19 protein-coding genes are annotated in these 15,788 nt (G+C 65.2%); 12 read left to right on the top strand and 7 right to left on the bottom strand.

The window, feature by feature from the left end; all coding sequences use genetic code 11:
• Positions 1 to 130: 130 nt before the first annotated feature.
• A complete protein-coding gene (locus ACT3TS_RS05105) occupies positions 131 to 1,594 on the bottom strand; it encodes an MFS transporter (protein WP_444530412.1) in 1,464 nt (487 codons plus the stop codon).
• 138 nt (positions 1,595 to 1,732) lie between these two features.
• On the opposite strand from ACT3TS_RS05105, the gene ACT3TS_RS05100 reads away from it, so the two are divergent.
• Entirely contained in the window at positions 1,733 to 2,221 is a 489-nt protein-coding gene (locus tag ACT3TS_RS05100; protein WP_444530411.1) for a MarR family winged helix-turn-helix transcriptional regulator, read from the top strand.
• Between the two features lie 21 nt (positions 2,222 to 2,242).
• On the opposite strand, the gene ACT3TS_RS05095 is transcribed toward ACT3TS_RS05100, so the two are convergent.
• From ACT3TS_RS05095 to ACT3TS_RS05080, 4 genes are all read right to left on the bottom strand, one after another.
• The gene (locus ACT3TS_RS05095; RefSeq protein ID WP_444530410.1) at positions 2,243 to 2,773 is read right to left on the bottom strand and encodes an SRPBCC domain-containing protein; all 531 of its coding nucleotides are present in this window, start codon (positions 2,771 to 2,773) and stop codon (positions 2,243 to 2,245) included.
• Positions 2,725 to 2,925, bottom strand: coding sequence for a hypothetical protein (locus tag ACT3TS_RS05090; protein WP_444530409.1), 201 nt, complete (start codon positions 2,923 to 2,925; stop codon positions 2,725 to 2,727). Before ACT3TS_RS05090 ends, ACT3TS_RS05095 begins: the two co-directional genes overlap by 49 nt.
• A gap of 308 nt (positions 2,926 to 3,233) precedes the next feature.
• Entirely contained in the window at positions 3,234 to 3,773 is a 540-nt protein-coding gene (locus ACT3TS_RS05085) for an NUDIX hydrolase family protein (RefSeq protein WP_444530408.1), read from the bottom strand.
• Positions 3,774 to 3,828: 55 nt separating this feature from the next.
• Positions 3,829 to 4,389: a VOC family protein gene (locus ACT3TS_RS05080; protein ID WP_444530407.1), complete on the bottom strand. Its 561-nt coding sequence runs from the start codon at positions 4,387 to 4,389 to the stop codon at positions 3,829 to 3,831.
• Between the two features lie 48 nt (positions 4,390 to 4,437).
• Between ACT3TS_RS05080 and ACT3TS_RS05075 the strand changes: the two genes are divergently transcribed.
• Positions 4,438 to 5,025 carry a YdeI/OmpD-associated family protein gene (locus ACT3TS_RS05075; protein WP_444530406.1) on the top strand — a complete coding sequence of 196 codons (588 nt, stop codon included), beginning with the start codon at positions 4,438 to 4,440 and terminating at the stop codon, positions 5,023 to 5,025.
• 90 nt (positions 5,026 to 5,115) lie between these two features.
• Here ACT3TS_RS05075 and ACT3TS_RS05070 read toward each other — a convergent pair whose 3' ends face one another.
• A complete protein-coding gene (locus ACT3TS_RS05070) occupies positions 5,116 to 6,213 on the bottom strand; it encodes a glycoside hydrolase family 76 protein (protein WP_444530405.1) in 1,098 nt (365 codons plus the stop codon).
• Between the two features lie 160 nt (positions 6,214 to 6,373).
• On the opposite strand from ACT3TS_RS05070, the gene ACT3TS_RS05065 reads away from it, so the two are divergent.
• Both ACT3TS_RS05065 and ACT3TS_RS05060 read left to right on the top strand, forming a co-directional pair.
• Complete coding sequence (locus tag ACT3TS_RS05065; RefSeq protein ID WP_444530404.1) at positions 6,374 to 7,153, top strand: SDR family NAD(P)-dependent oxidoreductase; 780 nt, start codon at positions 6,374 to 6,376, stop codon at positions 7,151 to 7,153.
• 5 nt (positions 7,154 to 7,158) lie between these two features.
• Complete coding sequence (locus ACT3TS_RS05060) at positions 7,159 to 8,340, top strand: acyl-CoA dehydrogenase family protein (protein WP_444530493.1); 1,182 nt, start codon at positions 7,159 to 7,161, stop codon at positions 8,338 to 8,340.
• 109 nt (positions 8,341 to 8,449) lie between these two features.
• On the opposite strand, the gene ACT3TS_RS05055 is transcribed toward ACT3TS_RS05060, so the two are convergent.
• Positions 8,450 to 9,256 carry a DUF1684 domain-containing protein gene (locus ACT3TS_RS05055; protein WP_444530403.1) on the bottom strand — a complete coding sequence of 269 codons (807 nt, stop codon included), beginning with the start codon at positions 9,254 to 9,256 and terminating at the stop codon, positions 8,450 to 8,452.
• A 117-nt stretch (positions 9,257 to 9,373) separates the two neighbouring features.
• Between ACT3TS_RS05055 and ACT3TS_RS05050 the strand changes: the two genes are divergently transcribed.
• The 8 genes from ACT3TS_RS05050 to ACT3TS_RS05015 all read left to right on the top strand — a co-directional run bounded on the left by ACT3TS_RS05050 (position 9,374) and on the right by ACT3TS_RS05015 (position 15,770).
• Positions 9,374 to 9,952 carry an SRPBCC domain-containing protein gene (locus ACT3TS_RS05050; RefSeq protein WP_444530402.1) on the top strand — a complete coding sequence of 193 codons (579 nt, stop codon included), beginning with the start codon at positions 9,374 to 9,376 and terminating at the stop codon, positions 9,950 to 9,952.
• Between the two features lie 135 nt (positions 9,953 to 10,087).
• On the top strand, positions 10,088 to 12,907 hold the full coding sequence (gene ppc, locus ACT3TS_RS05045) for a phosphoenolpyruvate carboxylase (RefSeq protein ID WP_444530401.1): 2,820 nt from the start codon (positions 10,088 to 10,090) through the stop codon (positions 12,905 to 12,907).
• 112 nt (positions 12,908 to 13,019) lie between these two features.
• A complete protein-coding gene (locus tag ACT3TS_RS05040; protein ID WP_444530400.1) occupies positions 13,020 to 13,325 on the top strand; it encodes a hypothetical protein in 306 nt (101 codons plus the stop codon).
• A 163-nt stretch (positions 13,326 to 13,488) separates the two neighbouring features.
• Positions 13,489 to 13,974 (top strand): Asp23/Gls24 family envelope stress response protein, encoded by a 486-nt coding sequence (locus tag ACT3TS_RS05035; protein WP_444530399.1) that lies wholly within the window; start codon positions 13,489 to 13,491, stop codon positions 13,972 to 13,974.
• Positions 13,971 to 14,162 (top strand): DUF2273 domain-containing protein, encoded by a 192-nt coding sequence (locus ACT3TS_RS05030; RefSeq protein WP_444530398.1) that lies wholly within the window; start codon positions 13,971 to 13,973, stop codon positions 14,160 to 14,162. Before ACT3TS_RS05035 ends, ACT3TS_RS05030 begins: the two co-directional genes overlap by 4 nt.
• Positions 14,159 to 14,569 carry a hypothetical protein gene (locus ACT3TS_RS05025; protein WP_444530397.1) on the top strand — a complete coding sequence of 137 codons (411 nt, stop codon included), beginning with the start codon at positions 14,159 to 14,161 and terminating at the stop codon, positions 14,567 to 14,569. The genes ACT3TS_RS05030 and ACT3TS_RS05025 overlap by 4 nt, the downstream gene beginning before the upstream one ends.
• A complete protein-coding gene (locus ACT3TS_RS05020; RefSeq protein ID WP_444530396.1) occupies positions 14,566 to 15,162 on the top strand; it encodes a hypothetical protein in 597 nt (198 codons plus the stop codon). The genes ACT3TS_RS05025 and ACT3TS_RS05020 overlap by 4 nt, the downstream gene beginning before the upstream one ends.
• The gene (locus ACT3TS_RS05015; protein ID WP_444530395.1) at positions 15,159 to 15,770 is read left to right on the top strand and encodes a hypothetical protein; all 612 of its coding nucleotides are present in this window, start codon (positions 15,159 to 15,161) and stop codon (positions 15,768 to 15,770) included. Before ACT3TS_RS05020 ends, ACT3TS_RS05015 begins: the two co-directional genes overlap by 4 nt.
• Positions 15,771 to 15,788 lie beyond the last annotated feature (18 nt).

Genomic DNA, 15,788 nt, shown 5'->3' with positions numbered 1-15,788 from the left:
ACCGCGTTTGGTGGGGGACGACGCGTGGCCAGCAGCCGCCGTCGTCCCCCACCGCAGCCCGCTCAGGCTGCTGCCCGCTTCAGGCACCAGCCCGCTCAGGCACCAGCCCGCTCAGGGCGGGGTGATGGCGCTACTTCGCGTCGACGAGTTCGGCAGCCCCGCCCTGTGCAGCTTCTGCAGTTTCGGCGGACTTCTGCCGGCGCGGGATGAGTGCGCCCAACACAATGGCTGCCAGCGCGGCGGAGATGGCGATGGCGAAAGTGGTGTGGAATCCCGCAAGGGTGGGCACGGTTGCCGGGCCGATCGACATGGTCATGTTCGCCAGGACCACACCCATCACGGCGGCCGAGGTGGAGGTTCCCACGGCACGCATCAGCGAGTTCAGGCCGTTGGCCGCTCCTGTTTCCTTGAGTGGGACGGCCCCCATGATCAGTGCCGGCATGGCGGCGTAGGCGAGGCCGATGCCGGCGCCAATGACCATGGCGGCGGCAATGACCTGCCACACGGCATCGGTCAGGAAGAACGCCAGAACATAGCCCGCACCAATGACGACGGCGCCGGCGAGCAACGTCACCTTGGGGCCGTAGCGGGCGGACAAGCGGGCCGAGACGGGCGAGAGCGCCATCATGACCAGGCCGCCCGGTGCCATTGCCAAACCGGCCTGCACCATTGACAGGCCAAGCCCGTAACCGGTGGCGGTCGGGGCCATCAGCAGCTGCGGGAACGCCAGGCTCATGGCGTACATGGCGAAGCCGACGGCGATGGAGGCCAAGTTCGTGAAGAGCACTTGGGGGCGGGCCGACACCCGCAGATCCACCAAGGGAGAGGAGCTGCGCAGCTCAAAGATTCCCCACAGGACCAGGATGACCGCGGATGCGGCAAACAATCCCACCGTCAGCAGGCTTCCCCAGCCCCAGTCCGCACCCTTGGTGATCGGCAGCAGCAAGGCGATCAGGCCGGCAGTCAAACCTGCTGCGCCCACGCCGTCGAACCTGGCCGGTGTGCGCAGCGGGGACTCAGGGAGCACGACAAGGACAAGCACCAGCGCAACGACAGCCAGTGCGGCGGAGGCCCAGAACAACGCGTGCCAGTCGGCGTTCTGCGCAATCAACGCCGAAACGGGGAGTCCGATGGCGCCGCCGACGCCCATGGTGGCGCTGATGGTGGCGACGGCGGAGCCAACCTTTTCGCGGGGAAGCTCGTCACGCAGAATGCTGATTCCCAGTGGAATCACACCCATGGCCAGTCCCTGCAGGATCCGTCCCACCAACATCAGGCCCATTGAACTCGTGAGTGCGCAGATGACCGAACCGGCAACGAGCAACCCGAGTGAAATAACCAGCACCCGCCGTTTGCCGAAGATGTCGCCCAGGCGGCCGGCAATGGGTGTGACAATTGCTCCGGCCAGCAACGTGGCCGTGATGATCCAGGAGGTGTTCGTCGCGGACGTGTGCAGCAGCGTCGGCAGCTGGGGGATCAGCGGGACCACGATGGTCTGCATGAGTGAGGCGACGATGCCCACGAAGGCCAGGACGGCGACGGCCGCGCCGGGTGAAGCGGTTCTCTGGCGGGATGTTGAACTGACTTGACTCACTGGGCTCCTGAACAATGGAAAATGATGCGTCGAAAGGCGCTTATGTATCGTACAACCAATTTGTGCCATACAAAGAATTTGCATGACACAAGCCTTTGCTAAGATTAAGCAGACACCAGCCCAAACCCAGGGGGACGCATGGCGGATTCCAACGATTCGGTGCAGCAGATGCAATACGAGCTCATGCTGTTGTCCCGGCATCAGCTCCGCCCCCACCCGGGAGAGGCACCCTTGATCGAGCGTTCGGCTTTTCTGTTGCTCAGCAGGCTTGAGCCGGTGGAACCGATGACGCTCAAGGAGCTGTCGCACGCCTTGCGCCTGGACAGCTCAACGGTGCACCGCCAGCTCGGGGCGCTGCTGCGGTCAGGACATGTTGAGTACGTCCGGGGGGCGGCCGGGGAGGTTGCCCGCCGGGTTGCTCCGACACGGGCCGGACTGGCGGCGCTAATCCAGACGCGGGCAAACAACGAAGCGGGCCTGCGCGGCGTGGTGGGGGACTGGCCCGAAGACACAAGGCGGCAATTCCTGGCTCTGTTGCGGAAATTCAACCAGGATGTCGAAACATTGGAAGACGCACCGTGGCCCCGGCGGGACTGCTTGGTGCCGGGACAGGAGACGCAGGACTGAACTTTCCGGTCAGCCGTCTGGTCAGCCGTCCGGGAAGTGAGCTTCCATGAAGGCGTCCCATTGGGATCCGATGGCCTCGAAGGTGGCCGACCCCAAGCCGTAGGTGCTGACGACGACTTGGGCCCCGGGATGTTCGCGGACCCCCTCGAGCGGTGCCTGGCGGGCCAGGATGAGCAGACCGTCGCCATGCTCGGCGTAGTCAGCCACGGTCAGGCCCAACTGGGTGTCACTGCGGTACCAAACCTTGCCGGCAAGGCTGGCGCCGAAGTTCAACGTGAGCTCGTAGGGCTCCCCGGGCTCGGGCAGCCAGCCGATGTCGATGCCCAGTGCATCCCACAGATTGGTGTGGGATGGGCTGGTTCCGTCAACAAAAATGGTGCGCCGGGGAGTCCTTGGGTGGCGTTCCAGGGCGAATCTGAGCTGCTGGAGAAAAATGGCCCAGCCCTCGGTGATGTCGGGGTCGAACCGGGCCAAATCGCCGGTGGCTGTCCCGCGGGTCAGGGTCAACAGCGTGCCGTCCGGGCGCGGTTCCAAGGTGAACACATCGCCCATTTCCAGCTCCAGGCGTAGATCTGCCGGACTTCTTCCTCCAGCCCCTCAATCTCCCAACCATGCCACTGCGCAATGCGGGCGGGTTCGCGGAGCATGTGCCACAACTGTTCGGCATCGGCGTTGACAAGGACGGAGAGCTGGGTGTTCACCATGGAACGTAATCTACGCCGGAACGGGGCATCGGGCTAGGGTGGCGCCCCTCCCGCCGGTCCGCTGTCGAAGGCACGACGGCGAGAAGGCGGGCTTGGGTGCCGACGGTGACCTCCCTCCGTCGTCCCTTCAGTGCGGGAGCGTTGCCGAAAAACCAGCCATTGCTGCGAGAGCGTTGCCGGGAAGGGGCGGGAAGTGCCGTGGAGGGCCGTGGAGGGCCGGGAAGGGGCGGGAAGTGCCGTGGAGGGCCGGGAAGGGCCGGGGAGGGCCGGGGAGGGACGGAAGGGGGCCGGGAGGACGCTGTGCGGCGCTACCGCCCCAAGCCTGCGAAGGAGATGGCCTGACGGATCAAGGCCCCGCGGCCGCCGACGAATTCCGCCTGCACGCCGGCGCTGAGGACCTCCTCCGGCGTCATCCACGTCAGCTCCAGGGCGTCCTGGCGGGGCTCGCATTCACCTGTCACGGGAATGACATAAACCATGGCCACGGCGTGCTGGCGCTCGTCGGTGAACCCGGTTTCCGAGGGTGAGGGCAGGTACTCGGCCACCGTGAACGGCACCGGGCTGACGGGCAGCTGCGGGAAGGCCAGCGGCCCCAGGTCCTTTTCAATGTGGCGGATCAACGCCGCACGGATGGTCTCGCGGTACAGCACCCGCCCGGAGACCAGGGTGCGCACCATGGAGCCTTCGTCGTCGGCCTGCAGCAGCAGCCCCACCTCGTTGACGTAGCCGAGGGAGTCAAGGCGCACCGGCACCGCCTCCACGTAAACCATGGGAAGCCGGTTGCGGGCCTCGTGCAGGTCCTCGTCGGAGAGCCAGCCGGGATAAGGATCAGGGGTGCGAACGCTCATATCTAAGTTCTACCCCATCCCCGCCCCGCGCGCCGCTTCCCGCCGGCAAATTGGTTCAGGGTTCGCTCTCGGCGTCGTTCCCCATTTCAAGTTCGACGACGTTCGCCGCACCTTTGTGGGTGGCCACGAAGCCGCCGTTCTTGGCGCTGAACAGGGCTCCTCCGCCCGGGTAATCCTGCTCGTGTCTGGCCCCAATGTCGGCCAGGACCTTGTTGGCCGCGGCCGGATCCGGCGTGTGCCAGATGGCGGTGACGGAACACGGGGATGCGGGATTTGGCAGGCTGAGGTCGGTGACGGGGTCGGCCAGGAAATTGAAGCCGTCGGGCGCGGTGACACGCGCGGTGCTGCCGTGACGGGAATCTGCCACCTCGGCGCGGGTGCCGTCCGCCAGTGTGCGGCGGACAAATATTTCATGGTCGCGCACCTCGAAGCCAAGGACTGTTGTTCCGTCCATGGGGCTGCCGGCTTCGGCCCGGTGCAGGCCGGCCTTGCCGTTGCCGGAGTCGAAGACGCGCCAGTCGCCGTGGTTTTCCACGCATTTGAGTCCTTGGACCTCCAACTGGGCGGCGCAGCCGTCAAGATCGGATGTGAAGTGGACGGGGCGGACGCGCAGCATGGTTCCTCCTGGTGGTGCGTAGCTTGGTTTCAATATTAGTGTTGAGCCATGGCTGAAATCCCGGAACTGCTGCTGCCGCACGCCGATGCCTGGCGGGAATGGCTCGTGGACAACCACACCGCCAGCCCCGGTGTGCGGCTGGTCCTGCACAAAAAGGGCGGCACCGTCACTGCGCTGGACTACGCCGCCGCCCTGGATGAGGCGTTGTGCTTTGGCTGGATCGACGGGGTGGTTGGCAAGCGCGATGCCGAATCCTTTGTCCGCCGCTTCACCCCGCGCACGAAGGCGAGCAGATGGTCCCAAATCAATGTGGCTCACTTCGAGCGGCTGAGTCTGGACGGGCGCATGACGCCGGCGGGGATCGCAGTCGCGGATGCGGCCAAGGCGGACGGCCGGTGGGAAGCGGCCTACGCCGGCCAGGCCAGTGCCGAAGTGCCGCCGGATTTCCTGGCCGCAATTGCCGCCAATCCGCGTGCGCAAGCCATGTTCGATGTCCTGACCGCCACGAACCGCTATGCCTTCCTGCACCGCATCGCGAATGTGAAAACAGCTGCGGGAAGGGATTCGAACATTGCCCGCTTCGTCGCCATGTTGGAATCGGGCGAAACCCCCTACCCGCAAAAGCGCAGGCCATAGCAGGACTGGTGACGTGCGGCCGCGCCGGCCGGCAGCTGCTTCCGGCCGGGCGCCGTCGCGCTTGTCAATGATGCCTTCCAGGATGGAGCCCTACAGTGAGGCGGCCGCCGACAGCACGGTCCAGCGCTGCACGGCGGCGGAGAGTTGCGCGGGGGCTTGCCCGGCAAGCCGGGCCGCCGTTTCCTTGACCATGGTCGACGCCGTGGCCCGGCTGTGCGCCGGCAGCCTTTCGTCTTGCGCGGCGAGGGCCAGGTAGCGGCAGAGAATGCCGGTGAAGAGGCCGCCGTCGCCGCCCGGTTCAAGGCGCAGACCGAGGCCCGGCGTATGCAGGTGGCTGCTGACGGCGTCGATCAGGGCGCCGGCGTCGGCGAGGTCCTGCGGCCGGCCGAGCGCCAGGAGCGCGGCAAGAATGGGCCCCTGGTTGTACGTGTAGATGGTGCGTTCAACGTCGCGGCCGGTGGCGGACGGGTGGATGCCGTCGAGGTAGAGGCCGGGTTGCGGGTCGAAGAGTTCGGTGCGCAACCAGCCGGCGATGGCCCGGGCGGCCTCCGGATCGCCGTTGCGCGCAAAGTGCAGGGCTGCCGGGCCGTTGGCAGGGGTGTTCTTGAAGTCGCGCTTGCGGGACCAATAAATGCCACCGCCCAGCACTGAATCGTGGGCGCCGTGCAGCTGCCTGGTCAGCGATCGGACGGCGCACAGGGCCAGCCGCGAGGGGCGGGCCTCCAGCCGCACCGAGAGCGTGTTGAGCCTGCTGGCTGCGAGCGCGAGCCACGCCATGTCGTCGTAGTAGTAGTTGGGGAAGATGCCAAAGTTGCGGATCATGATGCCCCGGAGCAGCTGCCGGGCGCGGCGCAGTTCCCCGCGTGCGACGATCCTCCCGCCCTGTGACAGTGCCAGGAAGCCTGCGTCAATGATGGAGTCGAGGTAGTGCGACTGCCACCAGTAGTGCCATTCGGACCATGGCCGTTGCCGCGTGTCTGATCGCTGCCTGCGGCGGGCAGCCGGGGGCGGCCCGGGAGCGTCTGTTGGGTCGGTTGCGTCTGCCTGCAGGCTGCCGATCCAGGTTCCGGGCAGGCCCATCAGCCGGTGGCCGAAGCGGGCGTTCACGTCCGCAGCCGCCTCTGCGGCGAGCGCGGTCCAGCTGCCGGCCGGGTTCGTCGATCCGGCGTGTGCGTCGAAGGCTGTCATGGCATCAAGCGTACTGTCCCCGACCCGCCCATGGCCGGGCCATCGCCCCGGCCGACAGCAATCCGGCGCGAACCCACCTGCCCCGAATTTTGGTTAGTATGCATTAACGCAACTTATTCCGCCCGGCCGCCGGGCCGAGTCACCTCAACGAGGAGGAACCATGGAAATTTCCAACAATGGAACTGTCGCACTCATCACCGGAGGCGCCTCCGGGTTGGGCGCCGCAACGGCGCGGCGCCTGCATGCGGCAGGCGCCGCCGTCGTGCTTGTTGATCTGCCCAATTCCAGCGGAGCCGACCTGGCCGCGGAACTGGGACAGCGGGCGGTGTTTGCCCCGGCAGACGTCACGAACGAGGACCAGGTGCGGGCCGCCATCGAGGCGGCCGCCGGCTTGGGGACGCTGCGGATCGTCGTCAACTGTGCCGGTGTTGCCACCCCGGGCAAGGTGCTGGGCCGTGCCGGGGTGCTGCCGCTGGAGCAGTTCAGCCGCGTGGTCCAGATCAACCTCGTTGGCACCTTCAATGTGGTGCGGCTGTGCGCCGAGGCAATGGCCGCCGCCGAACCGCTCGCGGGGGAGTTTGGCCCGGAGCGGGGCCTCATTGTGAACACAGCTTCCGTGGCCGCGTTCGACGGGCAGATTGGCCAGCCGGCCTATGCCGCATCCAAGGGCGCCGTGGCCGCCATGACCCTGCCGCTGGCGCGCGAGCTGGCCCGGTCGCTGATCCGCGTCATGACGATCGCACCCGGCATTTTTGAGACACCGATGCTGGCGGGACTGCCGCAGGCCGCGCAGGATTCGCTGGGCCAACAGGTCCCGCACCCGTCGCGCCTGGGCAAGCCGGCTGAATATGCCGCACTCGTGGAACACCTGGCCGCGAACGCCATGCTCAACGGCGAGACCATCCGACTTGACGGCGCCATCCGGATGGCGCCGAGGTGACAGCTGTGCCCGGCCCGCTGCCCGCCGCCGACTTCTACGATTTTGAGGCGCTGCTGAGCGACGCGGAGTCATCGAAGCTGGCGCAGCTGCGCGATTTTCTGGCCGCGAACGTGGCCCCGTACGCCGTCGGCTGGTGGAACGATGCCGAATTCCCGGCACACATCCTGCCCAAGATCGCCGCGCTGGAACTCGCCGCCCCCGACCGTCGCCAGTACAGCCACCTGTTTACCGGGCTGGTCGTGGCGGAGATGACCCGCGTCGACACCTCGCTGGCCACGTTCTTCCTGGTCCACCACGACCTCTTCGTCCAGGCGCTCATCGATTTCGGCTCGGACGAGCAGAAGCTGCGGCTGCTCCCCGATGCCCTGTCGCTGCGCACCACCGGCGCCTTTGCCCTGACCGAGCCCGACCACGGCAGCGACGTTGCCGGCGGCATGGCCACCACCGCCCGCCGCGTGACGGACGACGGCGGGACCCACTGGGTGCTCAACGGCGCCAAGCGTTGGATTGGCAACGGGACGTTCTGCGACCGCATGCTGCTGTGGGCAAGGGATGCCGGCACGGGGCAGGTGCGCGGCTTCTTCCTTGATGCTTCGCTGCCAGGGATGGTGCGGACGAAGATTGAGAACAAGATTGCCTTGCGCACCGTTCAAAATGCGCACATCACCCTGACGGATGTGCGCGTTCCGGAGACCGATCGGATTGCGTCGGTGAATTCCTTTGAGGACACCAACAAGCTGCTGCTGGGATCGCGCATCTCGGTGGCCTGGCAGGCGGTGGGCCAGCAGTTGGCCGCCTTCGACATTGCCCGCGCCTACGCCGTGGAACGCCAGCAATTTGGTCGGCCCCTTGCGGCATTCCAGCTGATCCAGTCGCAGCTGGTGACCATGCTGGGCAACACCACGGCCTCACTGGCCATGATGGTGCGCATTGCGGGTTTGCAGGATTCTTCCGCGGCGGGTGCGTCCATGGCACAGGTTGCGTTGGCGAAGGCGCACACCACGGCTGCCATGCGTGAAACTGTCGGTCTTGGCCGCTCGATATTGGGCGGCAACGGCATTGTCAGCGACTACGGCATGGCCAAGATCTTTGCCGACGCCGAGGCGATCTACACCTACGAGGGATCGCATGAGATCAACACGCTCATCGCCGGCCGTGCCATCACAGGGGTGTCGGCCATCGTCTAGCCCGCCCCTAGCCCGCCAAAGGAATTCGAGTTTGCAGTTGTTGGACCGAAAACGCCTAAATTTGATGAAATCGGTCCAACAACTGCAAACTCGATCCGGGAGGGGGCGGTTACTTGCGGGGGTCGCGCTCGCCGGCCTCAATCGACACGGGCAGGGTGTTGCCGGTGGCCGGTGCCGGGCATGTGCCGTAGTCGGAGAACGCACTGGGGTAGTTGATGGACCTGTTGAAGTCGACCACCACGGTGCCGTCCGGGCGTGGCTTGGTGAGCTCCAGCTTGCGCCAAGGGGCCGTGGAGACCTCATTGCTGGCGTCGTGAAAGGCAACCACCAGTGAGCCAAGTCCGCCCTCTTCCGCGGCCAGGCTGAAACGGCTGCCGCCCAGTTCAAAGGACACCTCGCCCACCAGCACTGCCCCGCCCGGAACCTCGGGGTTGGCGGTCTCGATGATTTCAGTCCGGGGCTCGGCATAGCGGGTGAACGTGCCTGTCACGGCAAGATCCGGGTTGTAGTTGAACACCGGAACGGCCGTGAAATTTACCAGGGCAGGGGCCTGCGAGTCGCGGGTGCGCACCATGTAGCGGTTGGCCCGAACGCCCAGTTCCACAACGACTGTGCCGGCAGCAACCCACATCAAGGACTCTTCGTCAGCCAACGACGCCGTGATGGTTCCAATCACCGGTTCTCCGCTTTCCACCAGCGTCAGGCGGTCGTCGGCGCCTGCGGTGAGTGTCGCCGTCGTGCCTTCAAAGCTCCACAATCCGGGGACGCCGGACAGCTGGAAAGGAACTGGTGACAGCCACTGGAGGGAGGTGAGTGTGAGCCAGCCGTGGGGCTCGGCCAGGGAAGTGTTGCGGCCGGTGCGGAAGCGTTCCCACCGCTGGGTCAGGCGGTCGAGTTCGGCGGTGTTGATGGTCATGGTGCTCCTTTGGATGCGTTGCTGATCCACTGTAGGCACAACGGATGCGGGTGGGGGCGTATTCCAACGGAGCGCATTCCAACGGCACACGGCCGTGCATGGTGGAAGAATGGGGCCATGGCAACAAACACGACAAACTCAACGACCGCATCCAATGCAGAGTTGAACAAGGACATGACCCGCTTCCCGCTGGGAACCGCCGCCGCGCTGGACGCCGAACGCACGGAACTGACATTCACCCGGCACTATTCAGCGGCCCCGGAGGCGGTGTGGACCATGCTCACCGATCCGGCCAAGACCCAGATGTGGTGGGCCAAAATTCGGGGGCAGGCCCGGGCGGGTTCCTCCTTCGACCTAAAGTGGCTCAACGTCAAGGACGAAGGCCACGGCATTGAGACCGACTGGTGGTACGGACGCGTCATCGAGGCGGACGAACCCCGAATTCTCGAGATCTCCAATGCAATGCACGGCCGGATCCGCATGGAACTGACGCCCACGGAGCGCGGCACGCAGCTGGTGTTCAGCAACGCGGTGGCCGTGCCGCCCGAGGTGGTGCTGATGTCGCTGGCCGGCTGGCACGTCCACCTTGACCACCTGCAGGAAGCGCTGGAGGGAAAAAGCGTGGACTGGCAGCACTGGTGGGACGATTTTTACCCGTGCTGGGAGCAAATTCACGCCCAATACGGCGCTGCCTGACTCCGTCACCATTTGAGACGGATTGGCCCCGCTGGATGATCGGCACGTAGGATCCAAACGGCCCTGACTTGGGCCCCACCGTATTCAACGCCGCATACGAGCATCCAGATTCACAGACCGTAAGGACACTGACTCATGAGCTCAGACTTGCAAGCAAATCCGCAGGGCACCCCGCAGGACCCGGAGCAGGACACCGACCTGCGCCGCGATGTGCGCCGCGTCAGCACCTTGCTGGGCGAGTCGCTCGTCCGCCAGCACGGGCCCGAGCTGCTGGCCATGGTCGAGCAGGTCCGCCTGCTGACCAAGGAATCCAAGGAAGCCGCCCGCGGTGAGACCGGCACGGGCCCCTGGAGCGCGAACGACGTCGCAGAGCAGGTCCGCGAGGTCCTCTCCTCCCTGCCACTTGAGCAGGCAACCGACCTGGTCCGCGCCTTTGCGTTTTACTTCCACCTGGCCAACGCCGCCGAGCAGGTGCACCGTGTCCGCAGCCTGCGCTCGCGACCCGAGAAGGACGGCTGGCTGGCCAAGGCCGTCACCGAGATCGCCGACAAGGCCGGCGCCGAGGCGCTGCAAAAGGTCGTCAACGAGCTCGACGTGCGCCCCATCTTCACCGCCCACCCCACCGAGGCGTCGCGTCGTTCGGTGCTGGACAAGATCCGCAAACTTTCCGACATCCTGGCCACCCCGTCCGACGAGGGCAGCACCGCCCGCGCCCGCCAGAACCGCAAACTTGCCGAGATCATCGACCAGATGTGGCAGACAGACGAGCTGCGCAAGGTCCGTCCCACCCCCATGGATGAAGCCCGCAACGCCATTTACTACCTCCGCAACATCCTCACCGATGCCATGCCGGAAGTCCTGACGGAACTGAGCGAGCTGCTCGGCGAGCACGGTGTTTCACTGCCTGCCGATGCCGCCCCGCTGCGCTTTGGTTCCTGGATCGGTGGCGACCGAGACGGCAACCCCAACGTCACCCCCGAGGTGACCCGCGACGTGCTGGTCCTGCAGAATCAGAACGCCGTGAAAATCTCGCTGGTGCTCATCGATGAGCTGCTGACAGTTCTCTCGAACTCCAGCGCCCTGTACGGTGCGGATTCGTCGTTGACTGAGTCCATCGCCGCCGATCTGGAGAAGCTGCCCCACATTGATCCGCGGGTCCTTGAGCTCAACGCCGACGAGCCGTACCGGCTGAAGCTGACCTGCGTCAAGGCGAAGCTGATCAACACCCAAAAGCGGGTGGCTGCCGACGCGTACCATGAGCCGGGCCGCGACTACAGCGCCACCTCCGAACTCATTGCGGATCTGGAACTGCTCGAATCATCGCTGCGCAACAACTCCGCAGCCCTGGTGGCGGACGGTGCGCTCGCCTCGGTGCGCCGGGCCATTTCCTCCTTTGGCCTGCACCTTGCCACCCTGGACATCCGCGAGCACGCCGACTACCACCACGACGCCGTCGGCCAGCTGGTTGACCGGGTTGGCGAGCTGGAAAAGCCGTATGCGGAGCTCGACCGTGCCGAGCGCATGGCGGTGCTCAGCACCGAACTGGCCAGCCAGCGTCCCCTCTCGGGCCACCCGATCAAGCTCGACGGCGCCGCGAACGGCACGTACGACGTCTTCCGTGTGGTGCGCCGTGCCTTGCGCACCTACGGCCCCGACGTCATCGAAACGTACATCATCTCCATGACCCGCGGCGCCGACGACGTCCTGGCCCCCGCAGTGCTGGCCCGCGAGGCCGGCCTCCTCCAGCTCACCGGGTCGGAACGGTATGCCAAGATCGGCTTCGCCCCGCTGCTGGAAACCGTTGACGAACTGCGTGCGTCAGCGGAAATCGTCGACCAGCTGCTCTCCGACCCGGCCTACCGCGAAGTGGTCCGCCTGCGCGGCAACGTACAGGAAATCATGCTCGGCTACTCGGACTCCAACAAGGAATCCGGCGTGCTGACCAGCCAGTGGGAGATCCACAAAACCCAGCGCAAGCTCCGCGACGTGGCCGTGAAGCACGGCGTCAATGTGCGCATGTTCCACGGCCGCGGCGGCTCCGTGGGTCGCGGTGGCGGACCCACCTACGACGCCATCATGGCCCAGCCCAACGGCGTCCTTGAAGGCGCCATCAAGTTCACCGAACAAGGTGAGGTCATCTCCGACAAGTACTCCCTGCCCGAACTGGCCCGGGAAAACCTTGAACTGTCGCTGGCCGCCGTCATGCAGGGTTCGGCACTGCACCAGGCCCCGCGCCACTCGGACGACGACCTCGGCCGCTTTGGCTCGATCATGGAAGTCATGTCAGACGCCGCTTTTGGCAGCTACCGGACCTTGATCGACGACGACGACCTGCCGGCCTACTTCCTCGCCTCCACACCGGTGGAACAGCTGGGCAGCCTGAACATTGGTTCCCGGCCGTCAAAGCGCCCGGACTCCGGATCGGGCCTTGGCGGCCTGCGCGCCATCCCGTGGGTGTTCGGCTGGACCCAGTCACGCCAGATCGTGCCGGGCTGGTTCGGGGTTGGATCCGGGCTCAAGGCTGCCCGCGAGGCGGGCCACGGCGCCGAATTGCAGGAGATGCTGGCGCACTGGCACTTCTTCTCCTCCACCATCTCCAACGTGGAAATGACGCTGGCCAAAACGGACATGGCCATCGCCGCGCACTACGTGGCCACCCTGGTTCCCGAACCACTGCACCACCTGTTCGCCACAATCCGCGCCGAATATGACCTCACGGTGGCGGAAATCCAGCTGCTGACAGGCGAGACGGAGCTGCTGGACAACCAGCCCCTGCTCAAGCGCTCACTGAACGTCCGCGACCAGTACCTTGACCCGATCTCCTACCTGCAGGTTGAGCTGCTGCGCCGCGTCCGCGAGGCAGACATCACCAAGGCGGATGTGGATGAGCGGCTGCAGCGGGCCATGCTCATCACCATCAACGGCGTGGCCGCCGGCCTGCGGAACACGGGGTAGTCCCCCTCCTGAAAAATGCCGCCGTTCCCGCATTTTGCCGCAGGTGGACCTGCGGCATTATGCGGGAACGGCGGCATTTTTGCGTGGCGGGCGATTAACTTAGGCTGGTGCAATGCCATCCTTCCGCGCCACCATCCAAATTACCGGCCTGCGACCCGGCCACGCCCCCGAAGAAGTCATGGACATGGCCGTTGCCACAGTGGGGTCCGCCCACGTGGTTGAGGCCAACCAGCTGGACATTGTGGCCGGCACGCCGCGCATCACGGTCCGCTTCATGGTCGAGGCCAGCGAGCACGACGCCGAGAACCAGTTTGCGCGCAACGCCGCCGTCTCGATGGCCCACGGAATCAACGAAGTGGCCACCACGGGTGCGCTGCGCACCTACCGCCGCTCCGCCGGAAAATGGCTCACGCTCTAGGCGGCGGTCTTTTGTCACCGCCACTGGCCAAATCTTGATGTGATGTAGTTCACGCCATGTTGACCGTGACGAACCTACCGGTCAGTACGCCTTATCTGTGTAGGCGCCAAACAGGTGCCGAGCTGGAAAAGTATCTACACGAATAACTTCGGGAGTGATTATTTTGACTACTCAGCCTCAGATCAAGAACCAGGGCACCCCCAACAACGCACCGGCAAAGCAGACGGTGACCAGCCGAGGCACCACCACCGTGGCAGACGGCGTTGTTGCCAAGGTCGCCGGCATCGCAGCTCAGGACATCCCGGGCGTTTACGCCCTGGGCGGCGGAGCGGCACGTGCACTGGGAAGCATCCGCGAAGCCGTGGGACAAAAGGACCTTACCCAGGGGGTCAGCGTTGAAGTCGGCCAGACCCAGGTGGCCGTGGACGTGACGCTCGTGGTGGAATACCCGCATCCCCTCCAGAAGGTGGCCGATGATGTCCGCGACGCCATCTACGCGGCCGTCGAAGATGTCGTGGGCATGGAAGTGACCGAGGTCAACGTCTCCATCACCGATATCCACATCGCTTCTGACGACGCGGACGAGAAGTCCGCAGCAACCCAGCGGAACGATGACCAGGGTGGCCAGCGCGAAGCCCGCGTTTCATGAGTGCGACCATGGCGGGAACGGCTGTAGCGGCAACGCTGGCCATCTCGGCCCTGGCATTCGGCTTCTGGGGCATGCTCCTGGTAGCCCTGTTTATGGCGGTGGGTGCAGTGGTGGGGCGAAGCATTGACGGCAGGCTTGATCTGCGCGGTGTCTTCGATGCCCTTCGCGGCAAGCGCACCTCGTCATGAGCGCTGGCACGCTGGGGTTTGAACAGGAAGCCAAACTGCAAAACCACTCAACTGCGCGTGCCGGATACACCAGCATTTCCTCCGGCACCATGGACCAGCTGGTCGCGGTCATCGCTGCCGAAGCGTTCAACGTTCCGCTCCGGGATGTCCGGGCCGGGATCAACGACGAGCAGGGGCAAGTTAGCGTCTCGCTCGCCGTCCCCGTGGCCTTGACAATCATGGCGGAACTTCCGAGCAAAAACATTCGGATGGACAATGCCGGCACCTTGTTTGAGCGTGCGGCCGCAGCCAAGACGGTGGTGACACAGCGGCTCCAAGAACTCGCAGGAACAACCGTGCACCGTGTGGATGTCCGTTTCACCGGCATCCATGACGGGAAACTATCAACCGCAGGGAGGGTCCAATGAGAAGTGTGCAGGCAACAGATCCGCAGCTGATCAAAAGGCTGAACCTGCGGGAAATACGCTCCAGCCGAGCGGCTTTGTCGATCGTGTGCGCCTCGGTGCTGCTGGTTGCCATCGTTTGGCTCGGCGTTGAACTGGTGTTGTCAGTGACGGGAAATTCAGCTTTGTTGATATCCCCCGCAGATTTGGCCGGCAGAACAGCCTCGCTGGGCACGGCCACGATCCCTTGGGTTCTCATCGGTGCTGGTGCAGTGGCGTCAATCGTGGGGCTCGCGCTCCTTGCCGCCGCGATCCTGCCCGGCACCAAACCGCGGCACATTCTCGAAAACTCACGCTCCGCCGTCGTGATTGACAGTGAAGTTTTGGCGTCAGCCATTTCTCGGGCAGCTCGTACTGCAGCCAGGCTGGCCCCTGAACAAGTGGCCAGCAGGGTAAGCCGCAAGCGCGTTGACGTGACAGTCCGCCCCGGAGTGGGCAGGAGTGTGGACGCCCAAGCCATTCGGGAGGCAGTCGAGCAGGACATGAGCGGTTACCGGCTCCGCAAGCCGCTGACCATTGCGCTCTCCACCGGAACACATGGGGAGGTGGGCGCATGAACGGCACCAATCGCAGTCTGAACCGGGCAACGTTGGGGGTGCTCGGTCTGGTAATTGCCGCGGCAGGGGCCATGGCAATACTTGCCGGGTCCAGCAGGGGATTCGCCCAAAGCTGGACTGCGACCGGCACCTCGGTCTGGGCCGACATCCAGAAACGGCTGGATGCTGCCCGGATTCCAGGAACTGACACCAGCTGGTGGACGGCCGCCGTGTTCGCGCTCCTTGCCCTGCTGGCGGTGCTGGTGGTTTGTTGGATTGCTTCCCAAGGCACCGGCCGGAGCAACCATTTGGCCCGGCGGGAAGAAAAAGCCGGAAATACCACTGTGGATACGGCGGTGGCGGCGCAGGCCATCAAGGCTGCACTGGCCGGCAACACCCAAGTTCTCTCGACCTCGGTGCAGTCTTGGGAAACCAAGGGCGCCGATGAGGGGCTCGGGCTGAAAATCAGTGTCCAAGTACGGAAAGGCGCCTCGCCCGCCGAGGTGAGCGCCGCCGTCGAACATCTCGTGGCGGGCCTGGATCAACTCCTGGGCAGCCAACTTCCCGTGTTGGTCCGCATCAAGGCCGGAACACGCACTAAATTTGCCCACACAGAACGTGTGGCTTGAACATCAACTCGTGAACAT

The sequence above is a fragment of the Specibacter sp. AOP5-B1-6 genome (genome assembly GCF_052376555.1).
In the GTDB taxonomy this organism is placed as follows: domain Bacteria; phylum Actinomycetota; class Actinomycetes; order Actinomycetales; family Micrococcaceae; genus Specibacter.
The sequence above is the reverse complement of the archived record's forward strand: the minus strand, read 5'-3'. Positions and strand labels throughout refer to the sequence as shown.

Excerpts from the sequence above, each read along its gene's own strand:
- ACT3TS_RS05100 (WP_444530411.1), top strand. The coding sequence starts at position 1,733 with ATGGCGGATTCCAACGATTCGGTGCAGCAGATGCAATACGAGCTCATG.
- ACT3TS_RS05015 (WP_444530395.1), top strand. The coding sequence starts at position 15,159 with ATGAACGGCACCAATCGCAGTCTGAACCGGGCAACGTTGGGGGTGCTC.
- ppc (WP_444530401.1), top strand. The coding sequence starts at position 10,088 with ATGAGCTCAGACTTGCAAGCAAATCCGCAGGGCACCCCGCAGGACCCG.
- ACT3TS_RS05040 (WP_444530400.1), top strand. The coding sequence starts at position 13,020 with ATGCCATCCTTCCGCGCCACCATCCAAATTACCGGCCTGCGACCCGGC.
- ACT3TS_RS05050 (WP_444530402.1), top strand. The coding sequence starts at position 9,374 with ATGGCAACAAACACGACAAACTCAACGACCGCATCCAATGCAGAGTTG.
- ACT3TS_RS05080 (WP_444530407.1), bottom strand. The coding sequence starts at position 4,389 with ATGCTGCGCGTCCGCCCCGTCCACTTCACATCCGATCTTGACGGCTGC.
- ACT3TS_RS05085 (WP_444530408.1), bottom strand. The coding sequence starts at position 3,773 with ATGAGCGTTCGCACCCCTGATCCTTATCCCGGCTGGCTCTCCGACGAG.
- ACT3TS_RS05070 (WP_444530405.1), bottom strand. The coding sequence starts at position 6,213 with ATGACAGCCTTCGACGCACACGCCGGATCGACGAACCCGGCCGGCAGC.
- ACT3TS_RS05065 (WP_444530404.1), top strand. The coding sequence starts at position 6,374 with ATGGAAATTTCCAACAATGGAACTGTCGCACTCATCACCGGAGGCGCC.
- ACT3TS_RS05025 (WP_444530397.1), top strand. The coding sequence starts at position 14,159 with ATGAGCGCTGGCACGCTGGGGTTTGAACAGGAAGCCAAACTGCAAAAC.
- ACT3TS_RS05055 (WP_444530403.1), bottom strand. The coding sequence starts at position 9,256 with ATGACCATCAACACCGCCGAACTCGACCGCCTGACCCAGCGGTGGGAA.
- ACT3TS_RS05090 (WP_444530409.1), bottom strand. The coding sequence starts at position 2,925 with ATGGTGAACACCCAGCTCTCCGTCCTTGTCAACGCCGATGCCGAACAG.
- ACT3TS_RS05030 (WP_444530398.1), top strand. The coding sequence starts at position 13,971 with ATGAGTGCGACCATGGCGGGAACGGCTGTAGCGGCAACGCTGGCCATC.
- ACT3TS_RS05020 (WP_444530396.1), top strand. The coding sequence starts at position 14,566 with ATGAGAAGTGTGCAGGCAACAGATCCGCAGCTGATCAAAAGGCTGAAC.
- ACT3TS_RS05095 (WP_444530410.1), bottom strand. The coding sequence starts at position 2,773 with ATGGGCGATGTGTTCACCTTGGAACCGCGCCCGGACGGCACGCTGTTG.
- ACT3TS_RS05075 (WP_444530406.1), top strand. The coding sequence starts at position 4,438 with ATGGCTGAAATCCCGGAACTGCTGCTGCCGCACGCCGATGCCTGGCGG.